Below are 14,273 nucleotides of genomic sequence, written 5' to 3' on the forward strand. Positions count from 1 at the left end.
AAGGCCGGAGAGCCTCGAGAGGAGACGAATGTCTGCCCAGCTGACCGTGCGGCGCCTGACGAGCGTTGCCCTCACACCCCTTGCCCTGCTGATCTTCATCAGCGGTTGCGCTCGACATCCTTCGGTCGGCGAGACGCCATCCGGAGACGGAAGGACGGCCCAGATGGACCCCGAGACTGCTCAGCGGAAGATGACCGAGCTCGTCGACAGGACCGCGTCGGAGCTCGGGGGCGAGTGGGTCACCACGCAGGGTCCGGATTACGTCGACAGCTGCACGCTTCCCGACGGTGGAGAAGGAGCCAACTGGGTCTACCTGATCACCAGGACGGACGAAGGTGGCAGTCCGGACAACGACGCTGCGACGGTCACGAGTACCTGGCAGTCCGCGGGCATGACCGTCGAACGAGTCGCGGATCCTGACGGCCCGGTCGTCGTCGGACGAGGTGGAGCGTCGACCGCGTTGATCGATCTGTACGCGTTCCCTGGCAAGTACACCTTGGAGGCCGAATCGCTCTGCTTCCCGGGGAGTGCCGATGAGATCGAAGAGGAGCAGAGCAGCGGGTCCTGAGCTGGCCCGACGGATGCTGGGGCAGATACGGGCGAGACGTCCTGCCTGTCGCATCACCACGGTCACGGCGCTGCTGCTGCTGTCTGTGGTCACGACCGTCGGCTGTGCCGGCCAGCGCGGTGCAGCCCCGATCGAGGGGCGGCCGGAGGAGGAACGCACGGCGATGGCCGACCACTGGCGTGCACAGGGCATGCGCGTGACTGCGCGCGACACGAGCACCGGGCCGGTGGTCTTCGGCGGGGGAGGAGGGGACATCGCGTCCATCAGCTTCTCCGCGGTCCCCGGCAGCTCCACCGTCCAGGCTGTCTCGCTGTGCTTCCCCGGCGACGCCGACCGCATCGCGGAGCAGCAGGCCGACGAGTGATGCGCGACCGTCGACTGGTGCTTCCGTGCACGATCGACGGCGGGTCCCGCCTGCTGTAGCGCTCCACCACGAAATGCCAGGATCGTCCCCCGGGAGCGCGGCGACGGGGGACGTCGGCGTTACGGGCGCGTTTCGGCGGGGTCGCGATCCCGTAACTGATCCCAGGAGTCCCTCAGGGGCGTTCTGTACCGGCCCGACGGTCGTGTACTGTCGCCACGATCGCCCGGAACGCACGTGGTCCGGGCACCGCCCCCCGGAGGAACCAACCCGTGACATCTCGTACCCGCAAGGTCCTGCTCAGCGGCCTCGCGCTCGCCGGCACCATGGCCGTCCTGGCCGGCTGCTCGGCTGCCCCGTCCGACACCACCTCGGCGAAGAAGACCGACTTCCGCCCCTGCATGGTCTCCGACGCCGGTGGCTTCGACGACAAGTCCTTCAACCAGCTCGGCTTCGACGGCATGGTCGACGCGGCGAAGGAGCTCGGCGCCGACTACAACAAGGCCGAGTCCAAGGACGCCACGGTCTACGACTCGAACATCGAGCAGCTCGTCAACCAGAACTGCAACATGATCATCACGGTCGGCTTCAACCTCGCAGACGCCACGAAGAAGCAGGCAGCTGCGAACCCCGACACCGAGTTCGCGATCATCGACGACAACTCGATCGACGCGAAGAACGTCAAGCCGATCACGTTCGACACCTCGCAGGCCGCCTTCCTGGCCGGCTACGCGGCGGCGTCCTACTCGAAGACCGGCGTCGTCGGCACCTTCGGCGGCATGCAGATCCCGACCGTCACCATCTTCATGGACGGCTTCGCCGACGGCGTGAAGTACTACAACGAGCAGAAGAAGAAGGACGTCAAGGTCGTCGGCTGGAACGTCGAGACCGGCAAGGGCTCCTTCACCGGTGGCTTCGAGGCGGGCACGCAGGCCAAGTCGGTCGCGCAGACCCTGCTCGACCAGGACGCCGACGTGATCCTGCCCGTCGGCGGCCCGATCTACCAGTCGGCCGCCGAGGCGATCAAGGACGCGAACAACGGTTCCGTCCTGATCGGTGCGGACAGCGACCTCTACGAGGCCGACCCCCGCTACAAGGACATCGCCTTCACCTCGGTGATGAAGGGCATGCGCCCGGCGGTCAAGGACGTCGTCGAGCAGGCGGCGGACGACAAGTTCTCGAAGGAGCCGTACGTCGGCACCCTGAAGAACGACGGCGTCGGCATCGCGCCGTTCCACGACTACGAGTCCAAGGTGGACTCGGGTCTGCAGGACGAGCTCGACAAGATCAAGTCGGGCATCATCGACGGCTCGATCACGGTCGAGACGCAGTCGGACAAGTAGTCGGGTGAACGCGGGCGGGGGATCGATCCTCCGCCCGCGTTTCCGCGCGTCCACCGACGGGTGACGCGCTGACCAACAGGAACGCAGTAGACAACATGAAGCTCGAGCTCCGCGGAATCACCAAGCGGTTCGGCCCCCTGGTCGCGAACGACCACATCTCCCTCACGGTCGAACCCGGTGAGGTGCACTGCCTCCTGGGCGAGAACGGTGCGGGCAAGTCCACCCTGATGAACGTGCTCTACGGCCTGTACCAGGCGGACGAGGGCGAGATCCTGCTGGACGACGTCGTCCAGGACTTCGACGGCCCCGGTGACGCCATGCGCTCCGGCATCGGCATGGTGCACCAGCACTTCATGCTCGTGCCGGTGTTCACCGTCGCCGAGAACGTCATGCTCGGTCAGGAGCAGACGACCTTCGGCGGTCGTCTCGACCTCGCCGGCGCCCGCAAGCGCGTGCGCGAGATCAGCGACCGCTTCGGGTTCGACGTCGACCCCGACGCCCGCATCGAGGACCTGCCCGTCGGCGTGCAGCAGCGCGTCGAGATCATCAAGGCGCTGTCCCGCGACGCGAAGGTCCTCGTCTTCGACGAGCCGACGGCGGTCCTGACGCCGCAGGAGACCGACGAGCTGATGGGCATCATGCGCCAGCTCCGCGAGGCCGGCACCGCGATCGTCTTCATCACGCACAAGCTGCGCGAGGTTCGCGAGGTCGCCGACCGGATCACGGTGATCCGCCTCGGCAAGGTCGTCGGCGAGGCCTCGCCGACCGCGACGAACAACGAGCTCGCTGCGCTCATGGTCGGCCGGGCCGTCTCGCTCGTCGTCGACAAGACGCCCGCGTCCGGCGGCGAGGACGCCCTCGTGGTCGAGGGCGTGACCGTCACCGACCCGTCGGGCGTCGTGCTCGTCGACGACGTCTCGTTCACCGTCCGCCGCGGCGAGGTCCTCGCCATCGCCGGTGTGCAGGGCAACGGGCAGACCGAGCTGACCGAGGCGATCATCGGCCTCGAGCCCGTGCACGCGGGTCGCATCACGCTCGACGGCAAGGAGCTCACCGGTCGCACGGTGAAGCAGGTCCTCGACGCGGGGGTGGGCTTCGTGCCCGAGGACCGCAAGGAGGACGGCCTGGTCGGGGAGTTCACGATCGCCGAGAACCTCATGCTCGACCGCGCCGACCACGACGAGTTCGTGCGGGCCGGCACGATCCGCGCCGCCGAGCGCGACGCGTTCGCCGACGAGAAGATCGCGGAGTTCGACATCCGCACGCCGTCCCGCACCACGGCGGCCGGTCGGCTGTCGGGCGGCAACCAGCAGAAGATCGTCCTCGCCCGCGAGCTGAGCCGCGAGCTGCGGCTGTTCGTGGCCGCGCAGCCCACGCGCGGCATCGACGTCGGCTCGATCGAGTTCGTGCACAAGCGCATCGTCGCCACCCGCGACACCGGCGTCCCGGTCATCGTCGTCTCCACGGAGCTCGACGAGGTCGTGGCGCTCGCCGACCGGATCGCGGTCATGTACCGCGGCGGCATCGTCGGCATCGTCCCCGCGGACACCCCGCGCGACGTCCTCGGCCTCATGATGGCCGGGGAGATCCCAGAAGGAACGGAGCTGGCAGCGTGAGCACCCCCACGCCAGACAACACGCAGCCGGCGACCCCGGCCGAGGCACCCACCGACGACCGCATGCAGGACGTCGAGGGCACCCCGCACCTCATGACGGACTCGGCGGACGACACCGAGCGTCGGGCTGCCGGCGGTGACCGCTGGAGCACGGCGCTGCAGAGCATCGTCAACGGCTCCGTGCTCGTGACCGTCCTCGCCGTCGTCCTCGCCCTCGTCGCCTGCGGAATCCTGATCGCCGTCACCGACGAGAACGTCCGCGCGGCGGCCGGGTACTTCTTCGCCCGCCCCGCCGACACCTTCCAGGCCGTCGGCACCGCGGTCGGTGGCGCGTACCGGTCGCTCTTCCAGGGCTCGGTCGTGAACTTCGGCGCGAGCTCCTTCGCGCAGGCCATCGCGCCGATCACGCGCTCGGTCGACTACGCCGTGCCGCTGATCGCCGCGGGCCTCGGCATCGCGCTGTCCTTCCGGGCCGGCCTCTTCAACATCGGCGGCCAGGGTCAGATCCTCATCGGTGCCGCAGCCGCCGGCTGGGTCGGCTTCTCGTTCGACGGCCCCGCCGCGATCCACATCCCGCTCACCGTCGTCGCCGGCATCGTCGGCGGTGCGGTCTGGGGTGGCCTGGTCGGGGTCCTCAAGGCCCGCACCGGTGCCAACGAGGTCGTCCTGACGATCATGCTCAACTACGTCGCGCTCTACCTCGTCAGCTACCTGCTCCGCACGCCGGGGCTGCTGCAGGCGCCGGGCAGCTCGAACCCGATCTCGCCCGCCACGAAGGAGAGCGCGGTCTTCCCGGCGCTGTTCGGTCCCCGGTACGGCATCGACCTCGGCTTCGTGGTCGCGCTCATCGCCGTGGTCGTGGTGTGGTGGCTCGTCAACAAGTCGTCGCTCGGCTTCCGCTTCCGCACGATCGGTGAGAACCCGCGCGCCGCCCGCGTCGCCGGCATGAGCGTCCCCGCGCTCACCATCTGGGTGATGGTCATCTCCGGTGCGCTCGTCGGCATCGCCGGCGCCTACCAGGTGCAGGGCGCCGTGACCTCGGGCTTCACCTCGGGCATCGACGCCGGCATCGGCTTCGACGCGATCACGGTCGCCCTCCTCGGCCGTTCGAAGCCGTGGGGCGTGTTCTGGGCCGCGATCCTGTTCGGCGTCCTCAAGAACGGCGGCTACGCCATGCAGGCCGCGAACGACATCCCGATCGACATCGTCGGCGTGATCCAGGCGCTCATCGTCCTGTTCATCGCCGCACCGCCGCTCGTCCGCGCGATCTTCCGCATCCCGCAGCCGGGTGCGCGTCGTCGCGGTCGTGCCGCGAAGAACTCCCGGAAGGCGGTCGCCGCATGAGCACCACCACCACCGCGGCGCCCGCACCGGCGCTGTCCGACCGCCCGATCGAGACGACCCGGAGCTGGAAGGCCCCGATCGGCTTCGGCGTCTTCACCCTGCTCGCGCTGCTGTTCTTCGGCGTGCTCCACCGTGCGGGCGACACCACGTTCCGGCTCGCGAACGGCGGCGACTTCTTCGCGCTGCCGAACGTGCCGCTCCCCGCGACCGGCACCGGCATCGTCGTCATCGTCCTGCTGGCACTCGCCACCGTGTACGCCGTCGTCGAGGTCCGCGCGAACCGCCGGATCCCGCTCTGGCTGACCGCGGTCTTCGCGGTCGTCTTCGTCGTCGGCTTCCTCGCCTGGTCGGCCGCCGGTGACACCATCCCCGTGCCGGGCCTGCTCCTGGGCGCCCTGGGCCTCAGCGTCCCGCTCGTGTTCGGTGCCCTGGGCGGCGTCATCTCGGAGCGTGTCGGCGTCGTGAACATCGCCATCGAGGGCCAGTTCCTCGCCGGCGCGTTCACCTCGGCGATGATCGCATCGTTGACCGGTTCCGCGTGGGTCGGCCTCGTCGGTGCGCTCGTCGCGGGCGTGCTCGTCTCGTTCCTCCTGGCGGCGTTCAGCATCAAGTACCTGGTCGACCAGGTCATCGTCGGTGTCGTCATCAACGCGTTCATCTCGGGCCTGACGGGCTTCCTCTACTCGCAGGTGCTCTCGCCGAACGAGCAGACGCTCAACATCGGCGTGCGCTTCCCGAAGCTCGAGATCCCGGTCCTGCACCAGATCCCGGTCATCGGCCCGGTGTTCTTCGAGCAGACGGTCGTCGTCTACCTCGCCTACGTCGCGGTCGCGGTCGTCACCTTCGCGCTGTTCAAGACCCGCTGGGGCCTGCGCCTCCGCGCGGTCGGCGAGCACCCGCAGGCCGCCGACACGGTCGGCATCAACGTCGCGCGGACGCGCTTCTGGAACGTCTCGCTCGCCGGCGCGATCGCCGGTCTCGGCGGCGCGTACTTCACGCTCGACGCGGTCGGCCCGTTCACGAAGGACATGACCGCGGGCGCGGGCTACATCGCCCTGGCCGCCGTCATCTTCGGTCGCTGGGACCCGATCCGGGCGACGCTCGCGGCGCTGCTGTTCGGCTTCGCGTCGAACCTGCAGAACATCCTCGGCGCGATCGACTCCCCGGTGCCGAGCGAGTTCCTGCTCATGCTGCCCTACGTGGTCACGATCTTCGCGGTCGCCGGCCTGGTCGGGCAGTCGCGCGGACCGGCTGCCGCCGGCAAGCCGTACACCAAGAGCTGACGGCCTGGAGGCGCGGCACATGACCGACACGAACGCTGTAGACGGTGGGCCCACGCCGCCGGTACCGGAGCGACGCGCCAGCGGCGGTCCGGCCGTGCCGGTGGGGAGCGTCACCATCGGCCCCGCGACCGGCGAGCCGTCCTGGACGGACCCGGCCACGAGCCTCCCGTCCGACCCGGACACCGTGATCGACGCGAGCGTCGACGTCGACTGGGGCGCCCTGCGGGACGCTGCGACCGCCGCGATGCGGCGGGCCTACGCGCCGTACTCGTCGTTCCCGGTCGGCGCTGCTGCGCTCACCGACGACGGACGGATCGTCTCGGGCTGCAACATCGAGAACGCGTCGTACGGGGTCACCCTGTGCGCCGAGTGCTCGCTCGTCTCGCAGCTGCACATGACCGGCGGCGGCAAGCTCGTCGCGTTCACCTGCGTGGACGGCGACGGTGCGACGCTCATGCCGTGCGGCCGGTGCCGGCAGCTGCTGTTCGAGCACTCGACCGAGGGCATGCTCCTCGAGACGGTCTCGGGCATCCGCACGATCGACCAGGTGCTCCCCGACGCGTTCGGGCCCCGCACCCTCGCGACCTACCAGCAGGAGCACTGACATGGCAGTCGAGCCCTTCGACACCGTCGACCTCATCCGCACCAAGCGCTCCGGCGAGGCCCTGGCCACCGCCGAGATCGACTGGCTCGTCGACGCGTACACGCGCGGGTACGTCGAGGACCCACAGATGGCGGCCCTGGCGATGGCGATCTTCCTCAACGGCATGGAACGGCGGGAGATCAAGGACCTGACGCTCGCGATGATCGCGTCGGGGGAGCGGATGTCGTTCGACGCCCTCGGCAAGACCACGGTGGACAAGCACTCCACCGGAGGCGTCGGGGACAAGATCACGCTGCCGCTCGCGCCGCTCGTCGCGTCGTTCGGGGTGGCGGTGCCCCAGCTCTCCGGCCGCGGGCTCGGCCACACCGGCGGCACGCTCGACAAGCTCGAGTCGATCGCCGGATGGCAGGCGTCGATCTCGAACGACCGCATGATGGAGGTGCTCCGCGACGTCGGGGCGGTCATCTGCGCGGCCGGCTCGGGACTGGCACCGGCGGACAAGAAGCTCTACGCGCTCCGTGACATCACCGGCACCGTCGAGTGCATCCCGCTCATCGCGTCGAGCATCATGTCGAAGAAGATCGCCGAGGGCACGGGTGCGCTCGTGCTCGACGTCAAGTTCGGCTCCGGTGCGTTCATGCCGACGTACGAGGCGTCGAAGGAGCTGGCGCAGACGATGGTCGACCTCGGCAACGACGCGGGCGTGGCGACCTCGGCGCTGCTCACCGACATGGAGGTCCCGCTCGGCCTGACGATCGGCAACGCGCTCGAGGTCCGGGAGTCGGTCGAGGTCCTGGCCGGCGGCGGCCCGTCCGACGTGGTCTCGCTGACGGTCGAGCTCGCGTCGGAGATGCTGCGGCTCGCCGGGCTGCCGGACGCCGATCCCGCGGCAGCGCTGGCCGACGGTCGCGCGATGGACACGTGGCGCCGGATGATCGAGGCACAGGGCGGCGACCCCGCTGCGGACCTGCCGGTCGCCCGCGAGCAGCACGTGGTCACGGCGACGGAGTCGGGTGTGCTCGTCCAGCAGGACGCCCTGCCGTTCGGCATCGCCGCGTGGCGTCTCGGCGCCGGCCGGGCCCGCGCGCAGGACCCGGTGCAGGCGGGAGCCGGCATCGAGCTGCACGTCAAGCCCGGCGACACCGTCACCGCGGGCCAGCCGCTCTGGACGCTCCACACCGACGAGCCGGCGCGCTTCGACCGCGCGCTGGAGTCGCTCGAGGGTGCGTGGGCGATCGGGTCGTCCGCGCCCGAGCGCGGCCCCATCGTGCGGGAGCGCATCACCGGCTGAGCGCCGCGGCCCGGCCACACCGACCGGAGGCTCCCCACTCGTCTGTGGGGAGCCTCCAGTCGGTCCGTCCGTCTGTTGTGCACAGGTGCCGACGCGGCGTCGGCGACCACCGCTAGCCTGGGAGCATGAGCGCCGACGCCCCGACCCACCGCCTGCCCGACGCCGGAGCGGTCATCGACGACCTGCCCAAGGTCTCGCTGCACGACCACCTCGACGGGGGTCTGCGCCCGGCGACCATCGTCGACCTGGCGGACGAGGCGGGCATCGAGCTGCCGACGACCGACCCCGAGGCACTCGGCGCGTGGTTCGCCGAGCAGTCGAACAGCGGCTCGCTCGTCGAGTACCTGCAGACCTTCGACGTCACGACGTCGGTGATGCAGACCGCGCCGCAGCTGCACCGTGTGGCGAAGGAGTTCGTCGAGGACCTCGTGGCCGACGGGGTCGTCTACGGCGAGATCAGGTGGGCACCGGAGCAGCACCTGCGGGGTGGGCTGACGCTCGACGAGACGGTCGAGGCGGTGCAGGCCGGCATCGAGGAAGCGGTCGACGCCGCCGGTGGCGCGATCCGGATCGGCCAGCTGGTCACCGCGATGCGTCATGCGGACCGGTCGCTCGAGATCGCCGAGCTCGCCGTCCGGCACCGGGACCGCGGCGTGGTCGGCTTCGACATCGCGGGGGCCGAGGCAGGCTTCCCGCCCGCGAACCACCGTGCGGCGTTCGAGTACCTGGCATCCGAGCTGTTCCCGGTGACGGTCCACGCCGGCGAGGCCGACGGGCTGGCGTCGATCCGCTCCGCGCTGGTGGACGGTCGGGCGCTCCGCCTCGGCCACGGCGTCCGGATCTTCGAGGACATCACCCTGTCGGACGCCGGTGACGGCTCCACGCTGGCGTCGCTGGGCGAGATCGCGTCGTGGGTCCGCGACCGCGAGATCCCCCTCGAGGTCGCGCCGCAGTCCAACCTGCAGACCGGTGCGATCGCCGCGTGGGGCGACGACCTCGCCGACCACCCGTTCGACGTGCTGTACCAGCTCGGCTTCCGCGTGACGGTGAACACCGACAACCGCCTGATGAGCGGCACGTCGCTGTCGCGCGAGCTCGCCCTGCTCGCCGGCACCTTCGGCTACGACCTCGACGACCTCGCCGCGTTCCAGATCAACGCCGCGCTCGGCTCGTTCCTGCCGCTCGAGGACCGCGAGGAGATCATCGCGACCATCACGGCCGGACACCAGGAGGCCTAGCGATGTCCCTGCCGCCGCTGCCGGACGACGCCGTCGTGCTCGGAGCGAGCGCGTCCTCGTGGCGCGACGCGCTCCGGCTCGCCGGTGCCGCGCTCGTCACCTCGGGGTCGGCGACGCCGCCGTACACCGACGCGATGATCGAGCTGGTCGAGGAGCACGGCCCGTACATCGTCATCTCGCCCGGACTCGCGTTCGCGCACGCCCGGCCGGGACCGGCGGTGCTGCGGGACGGGCTGGCCGTCGTGACCCTGCGCGAACCGGTGTCGTTCGGGCACCCGCACAACGACCCGGTGTCGGTCGTCCTCGGGCTCGCGGTCGCCGAGGTCGGGACGCACCTCGAGTCGATCGGCGACATCGCGAACACGTTCAACGACGCCACGGTGACCGCGCGGCTCGCAGCGGCGGGCTCGGCGGACGAGGTCCGGACGATCATGGGGGTGTCGGTGTGAAGATCGTGACGATCTGCGGTGCGGGGATCGGGTCCAGCGGGATCCTCAAGGTGAACGCGGAGAAGGCCCTCGGCACGCTCGGGCTCTCGGCGTCGGTCGTCGCGGCGGACGTCGCCTCGGTGCGCGCCGTGGCCGAGGACGCCAACGTGATCCTGACCAGCCAGGAGTTCGTCGAGGCGATCGGGGAGACCTACGCCGAGGTCATCGTGATCCGGAACCACTTCGACCAGGGCGAGATCACGGCCGCGGTCGACCGGGCGCTCGGGGAGCACTGAGCAGCTCCCGACGCTGCCTCTAGAGTTGGGGCATGAGCACGGAGAACCCGCTGAACGACCCCGCCGCCGACCCGTTCGAGGTCGCCCGCGACGCCGCCGCCGTCATCGCCGACCGGTCCGGCATCGAGCGGCACGACATCGCCCTGACCCTGGGCTCCGGCTGGGGCAAGGCCGCCGACATCATCGGCGAGACGGTGTCCGAGATCCCCGCGGCCGAGGTCCCCGGCTTCAGCGCCTCTGCGGTGCCCGGACACTCCGGCACGGTCCGGTCGATCCGCCTGCAGGACGGCCGGCACGCACTCGTCATCGGTGCACGGACCCACTACTACGAGAACCACGGCGTCCGTCGCGTGGTGCACAGCGTCCGCACCGCCGCGGCGACCGGGGCGTCGGTCATGGTGCTGACCAACGGCGCCGGCGGCATCAAGGAGCACTGGACGCCCGGCACTCCGGTCCTCATCAGCGACCACATCAACCTGACGGCGGACAGCCCGCTCGAGGGCGCCACGTTCGTCGACCTGACCGACCTGTACTCGGCACGGCTGCGCGAGGTCGCGAAGTCGATCGACCCCACCCTCGACGAGGGCGTCTACACGCAGTTCCGCGGCCCGCACTACGAGACCCCGGCCGAGGTGCAGATGGCGAAGACCATCGGCGGGCACATCGTCGGCATGTCGACCGCGCTCGAGGCGATCGCCGCCCGTCAGGCGGGCATGGAGGTCCTCGGCTTCTCGCTCATCACGAACCTCGCCGCGGGCATCCAGAAGACCCCGCTCTCGCACGCCGAGGTGCTCGAGGCCGGGCGCGAGGCCGAGCCGGTCATCGCGGACCTCCTCGCCCGCGTGGTGGCGGCGCTGTGACCCGGCACGAGGGCGCCTCGGACGGCGCCATCGCGGACGGCGACCTCGGTGACGGCGGTGCCCTCGCCGCCGTGGACGAGGACGTCCTGTCCCGCGCCCGCGCGTGGGTGGAGCAGGACCCGGACGACGAGACCCGTGCGGAACTCCAGCAGCTGATCGACCGCGGCGACGCCGAGGAGCTCGCCTCGCGGTTCGCCGGTCGCCTGCAGTTCGGCACCGCCGGCCTCCGCGCCGAGCTCGGCGCCGGGCCGCAGCGCATGAACCGCGTCGTCGTCACGCAGGCCGCGGCGGGGCTCGCGCGCTTCCTGATCGACACCGGTCGTGACCGCAGCGTCGTGATCGGCTACGACGGCCGGGTCAACTCCGACGTCTTCGCCCGCGACTCCGCCGAGGTCATGCGTGGCCTCGGGCTCGAGGTCACCCTCCTGCCGTCCGCGCTCCCGACGCCGGTGCTCGCGTTCGCGGTGCGCCACCTCGGTGTCGGCGCGGGCGTCATGGTGACCGCGAGCCACAACCCGCCGCGGGACAACGGCTACAAGGTGTACCTCGGGGGCGAGGACGACGGCTCGCAGATCGTCCCGCCGGTCGACGGCGAGATCGCCGCGGCGATCGACGCGGTCGCCGCGGGGGACGTCCGCGACCTCACGCGCGCCACCGACTACACGGTCGCCGGTCCGGAGCTCGCCCGGGCCTACGTCGACGCGACCGCCGCGACGGTGCCGGCCCCGGCCCTCCCGGTCGACGCGCAACCGAAGGTCGTCTACACGGCGATGCACGGCGTCGGGTGGGAGACCGCGCGAGCCGTGTTCGCCGCGGCGGGGTTCGCCGAGCCCGCCGTCGTGCCGGAGCAGATCGAGCCGGACGGCGCATTCCCGACGGTGTCGTTCCCGAACCCGGAGGAGCCGGGTGCGATGGACCTGTCGATCGCGCGCGGTGTCGCGGTCGGGGCCGACCTGGTCATCGCGAACGACCCCGACGCCGATCGCCTCGCCCTGGCGATCCCCGACGGTGCCGGCTCGTTCCGTCGCCTGTCCGGCAACGAGGTCGGCTGGCTGCTCGGCTGGCGTGCGGCGGCGCGGGCGCAGGCCGCGGGCTCGTCGGACGGGACGGGTGTGCTCGCGGCGTCGATCGTGTCCTCGCCCGCGCTCGCCCGTGTCGCGGAGCGGTACGGGCTCGGGTACCGGGACACCCTGACGGGGTTCAAGTGGGTCTCCCGCGTGCCCGACCTGGTGTTCGGGTACGAGGAGGCGCTCGGCTACCTCGTCGACCCCGGCGTCGTCCGCGACAAGGACGGCATCTCGGCGGCCCTGGCGATGCTCGACCTCGCCGTCTCGTTCGCAGCCGAGGGCAGGACCGTCGCCGACCAGCTCGACGCCTTCGCGGCAGAGTTCGGGGCGTTCGCCTCCGGGCAGGTGTCGACCCGCGTGGACGACCGGTCGCGGATCGGGGAGATCATGACGTCGCTGCGGTCATCGGCGCCCTCGTCGCTCGGCGGCCGTACGGTCACCGGGGTGACGGACTACTCGGACGGCGTGGAGGGCTTCCCGCCGTCCGACATCCTGCGCTACGACCTCGAGGGCGGCGCGCGGGTCATCGTCCGCCCGAGCGGCACCGAGCCCAAGGTGAAGGTCTACATCGACACGGTGGCGGCTTCGCCGGCCGAGGCGCAAGCGCTCGTCGACGCCCTCGCCGCCGACGTGCGGCCCCGCGTGTCGTAGCGGCACGGCGCTGGTCCGCCGCGCCGCCGCCGCTGGCGGCGCCGCCCGCGCCGCTGTGCGGATGCCGCCGCTGCCTGCACAACCGAAAGCACCTCACGCCACGCAATCACGTGGCGCGAGGTGCTTTCCGTTGTGCACGAGCAGCTGACACCACCGATAGGCATCCGGGCACCACGGGACCGAGGACGAGTGCGGACCTCGTAGGGCGGCCGGTCCTCCTGCACAGAGCGGGGACGAGCGCTCGCTGCTCACAGGCACGGCCGGGAGGCGCGTGACCGGTCTGCGCGCGCGCCACGCTCAGGACATGGCGACGTTGGAGATCCTGGTCGGTGGCGGCGCGGACGAGACCGGGCGGCGCGGGCGGGACCACCGCGATCGCGCGCTGCGGGGAGAGCTCGTACGACTGGCCCCGGGCCGGTTCGTCGTCGCGGACGACTGGCGACGGGCGACCCCGGGGGAGCGGCACATCGCTCGGATCAAGGCGTTGCACGATCGGCTCGCCCCGCGACTGGTCGTCTCGCACGCCTCAGCCGCGGCGTTGCACGGGCTGCCCTGGCCCGGCGAGTTCCCGGTCCCGATCGAGGTGATCGATCCGCTGCGATCCACCGTTCAGTCGCTGCGCTCCGTGCACAAGCGGGCCGGCGCGGGGCGCACACTCCGGACGTCGTACATGGTGGCGAACGGGCGAGCCCTGACCGACCTGGCGAGCACGGTGGTCGACCTCGCCGTGGCGTACCCGCTGCGGACGAGCGTGCCTGCGGTGGACCGTGCGCTCGCCCGCGGATCCAGCCTCGATGAACTCCGCGCGACACTGGACGAGAGCACCGCCGTACAGTTCCGAGCGAGGGCGGAGCGGGCTCTGGATCTCGCAGACGCGCGCTCCGGGTCGCCGGGCGAGTCCGTCGCCCGCGTGGCGCTCGACGAGGTCGGGGCGCCGAGGCCGATGCTGCAGCAGGAGTTCCGTGACGGCTCGGGGCCGATCGGCGTCGTCGACTTCTGGTTCGCCGACCAGGGCGTGGTCCTCGAGTTCGACGGTCGAGTGAAGTACGCCGACCCGTCCATGCGTGCCGCGGGCATGTCGGCCGAGGACGTGCTCGTCGCGGAGAAGCGGCGCGAGGACCGGCTTCGTCGCCACCCTGACGTCCGAGCGCTCGGCCGGATCAGCGTCGTCGAGACCGACGACACGGATCGGCTGCGCTCGGTGCTGCGCTGCGTCGGGGTGCCGACGGCGCGCGGCCACTTCACGACCGTCCGGTGAGCGATCCTCCTGCGGACGGCAGCCGGCGCGACGTGCCCGGAAACAACCGAAAGCACCTCGCGCCAC

At 71.1% G+C, this 14,273-nt stretch carries 14 protein-coding genes; all 14 read left to right on the plus strand.

Annotation, left to right across the window (positions count from 1 at the left end):
* Positions 1 to 28: 28 nt before the first annotated feature.
* The 14 genes from ACIQFY_RS07420 (at position 29) to ACIQFY_RS07485 (ending at position 14,207) form a co-directional block, all read left to right on the plus strand.
* Positions 29 to 568: a hypothetical protein gene (locus tag ACIQFY_RS07420; RefSeq protein ID WP_400339089.1), complete on the plus strand. Its 540-nt coding sequence runs from the start codon at positions 29 to 31 to the stop codon at positions 566 to 568.
* A gap of 163 nt (positions 569 to 731) precedes the next feature.
* Entirely contained in the window at positions 732 to 932 is a 201-nt protein-coding gene (locus tag ACIQFY_RS07425; protein WP_326495499.1) for a hypothetical protein, read from the plus strand.
* A gap of 269 nt (positions 933 to 1,201) precedes the next feature.
* Positions 1,202 to 2,272, plus strand: coding sequence for a BMP family protein (locus ACIQFY_RS07430; RefSeq protein WP_066655092.1), 1,071 nt, complete (start codon positions 1,202 to 1,204; stop codon positions 2,270 to 2,272).
* Between the two features lie 95 nt (positions 2,273 to 2,367).
* Positions 2,368 to 3,888, plus strand: a complete 1,521-nt coding sequence (locus ACIQFY_RS07435) for an ABC transporter ATP-binding protein (protein WP_066655091.1) — start codon at positions 2,368 to 2,370, stop codon at positions 3,886 to 3,888.
* Entirely contained in the window at positions 3,885 to 5,231 is a 1,347-nt protein-coding gene (locus ACIQFY_RS07440) for an ABC transporter permease (RefSeq protein ID WP_251159538.1), read from the plus strand. The genes ACIQFY_RS07435 and ACIQFY_RS07440 overlap by 4 nt, the downstream gene beginning before the upstream one ends.
* Complete coding sequence (locus ACIQFY_RS07445; RefSeq protein ID WP_066655089.1) at positions 5,228 to 6,514, plus strand: ABC transporter permease; 1,287 nt, start codon at positions 5,228 to 5,230, stop codon at positions 6,512 to 6,514. Before ACIQFY_RS07440 ends, ACIQFY_RS07445 begins: the two co-directional genes overlap by 4 nt.
* A 184-nt stretch (positions 6,515 to 6,698) precedes the next feature.
* On the plus strand, positions 6,699 to 7,118 hold the full coding sequence (locus tag ACIQFY_RS07450; RefSeq protein ID WP_326495580.1) for a cytidine deaminase: 420 nt from the start codon (positions 6,699 to 6,701) through the stop codon (positions 7,116 to 7,118).
* Between the two features lies 1 nt (position 7,119).
* A complete protein-coding gene (locus ACIQFY_RS07455; protein ID WP_209685137.1) occupies positions 7,120 to 8,409 on the plus strand; it encodes a thymidine phosphorylase in 1,290 nt (429 codons plus the stop codon).
* 125 nt (positions 8,410 to 8,534) lie between these two features.
* Positions 8,535 to 9,647, plus strand: coding sequence for an adenosine deaminase (locus ACIQFY_RS07460; protein WP_400339095.1), 1,113 nt, complete (start codon positions 8,535 to 8,537; stop codon positions 9,645 to 9,647).
* A gap of 2 nt (positions 9,648 to 9,649) precedes the next feature.
* Positions 9,650 to 10,096, plus strand: a complete 447-nt coding sequence (locus ACIQFY_RS07465) for a PTS sugar transporter subunit IIA (RefSeq protein ID WP_400339097.1) — start codon at positions 9,650 to 9,652, stop codon at positions 10,094 to 10,096.
* Positions 10,093 to 10,371 carry a PTS sugar transporter subunit IIB gene (locus tag ACIQFY_RS07470; RefSeq protein ID WP_209685140.1) on the plus strand — a complete coding sequence of 93 codons (279 nt, stop codon included), beginning with the start codon at positions 10,093 to 10,095 and terminating at the stop codon, positions 10,369 to 10,371. Before ACIQFY_RS07465 ends, ACIQFY_RS07470 begins: the two co-directional genes overlap by 4 nt.
* A 32-nt stretch (positions 10,372 to 10,403) precedes the next feature.
* The gene (locus tag ACIQFY_RS07475; protein WP_066655080.1) at positions 10,404 to 11,231 is read left to right on the plus strand and encodes a purine-nucleoside phosphorylase; all 828 of its coding nucleotides are present in this window, start codon (positions 10,404 to 10,406) and stop codon (positions 11,229 to 11,231) included.
* A gap of 71 nt (positions 11,232 to 11,302) precedes the next feature.
* Entirely contained in the window at positions 11,303 to 12,949 is a 1,647-nt protein-coding gene (locus ACIQFY_RS07480) for a phospho-sugar mutase (RefSeq protein ID WP_400339256.1), read from the plus strand.
* A gap of 304 nt (positions 12,950 to 13,253) precedes the next feature.
* Positions 13,254 to 14,207: a hypothetical protein gene (locus ACIQFY_RS07485; RefSeq protein WP_400339100.1), complete on the plus strand. Its 954-nt coding sequence runs from the start codon at positions 13,254 to 13,256 to the stop codon at positions 14,205 to 14,207.
* Positions 14,208 to 14,273 lie beyond the last annotated feature (66 nt).

The organism is Curtobacterium sp. NPDC092190 (genome assembly GCF_044755625.1).
In the GTDB taxonomy this organism is placed as follows: Bacteria; Actinomycetota; Actinomycetes; order Actinomycetales; family Microbacteriaceae; genus Curtobacterium.

What these genes read in the sequence shown, in the direction of transcription:
- ACIQFY_RS07435 (WP_066655091.1), top strand. Translation starts at nt 2,368, where the DNA reads ATGAAGCTCGAGCTCCGCGGAATCACCAAGCGGTTCGGCCCCCTGGTC.
- ACIQFY_RS07475 (WP_066655080.1), top strand. Translation starts at nt 10,404, where the DNA reads ATGAGCACGGAGAACCCGCTGAACGACCCCGCCGCCGACCCGTTCGAG.
- ACIQFY_RS07425 (WP_326495499.1), top strand. Translation starts at nt 732, where the DNA reads ATGGCCGACCACTGGCGTGCACAGGGCATGCGCGTGACTGCGCGCGAC.
- ACIQFY_RS07485 (WP_400339100.1), top strand. Translation starts at nt 13,254, where the DNA reads ATGGCGACGTTGGAGATCCTGGTCGGTGGCGGCGCGGACGAGACCGGG.
- ACIQFY_RS07420 (WP_400339089.1), top strand. Translation starts at nt 29, where the DNA reads ATGTCTGCCCAGCTGACCGTGCGGCGCCTGACGAGCGTTGCCCTCACA.
- ACIQFY_RS07465 (WP_400339097.1), top strand. Translation starts at nt 9,650, where the DNA reads ATGTCCCTGCCGCCGCTGCCGGACGACGCCGTCGTGCTCGGAGCGAGC.
- ACIQFY_RS07445 (WP_066655089.1), top strand. Translation starts at nt 5,228, where the DNA reads ATGAGCACCACCACCACCGCGGCGCCCGCACCGGCGCTGTCCGACCGC.
- ACIQFY_RS07455 (WP_209685137.1), top strand. Translation starts at nt 7,120, where the DNA reads ATGGCAGTCGAGCCCTTCGACACCGTCGACCTCATCCGCACCAAGCGC.
- ACIQFY_RS07460 (WP_400339095.1), top strand. Translation starts at nt 8,535, where the DNA reads ATGAGCGCCGACGCCCCGACCCACCGCCTGCCCGACGCCGGAGCGGTC.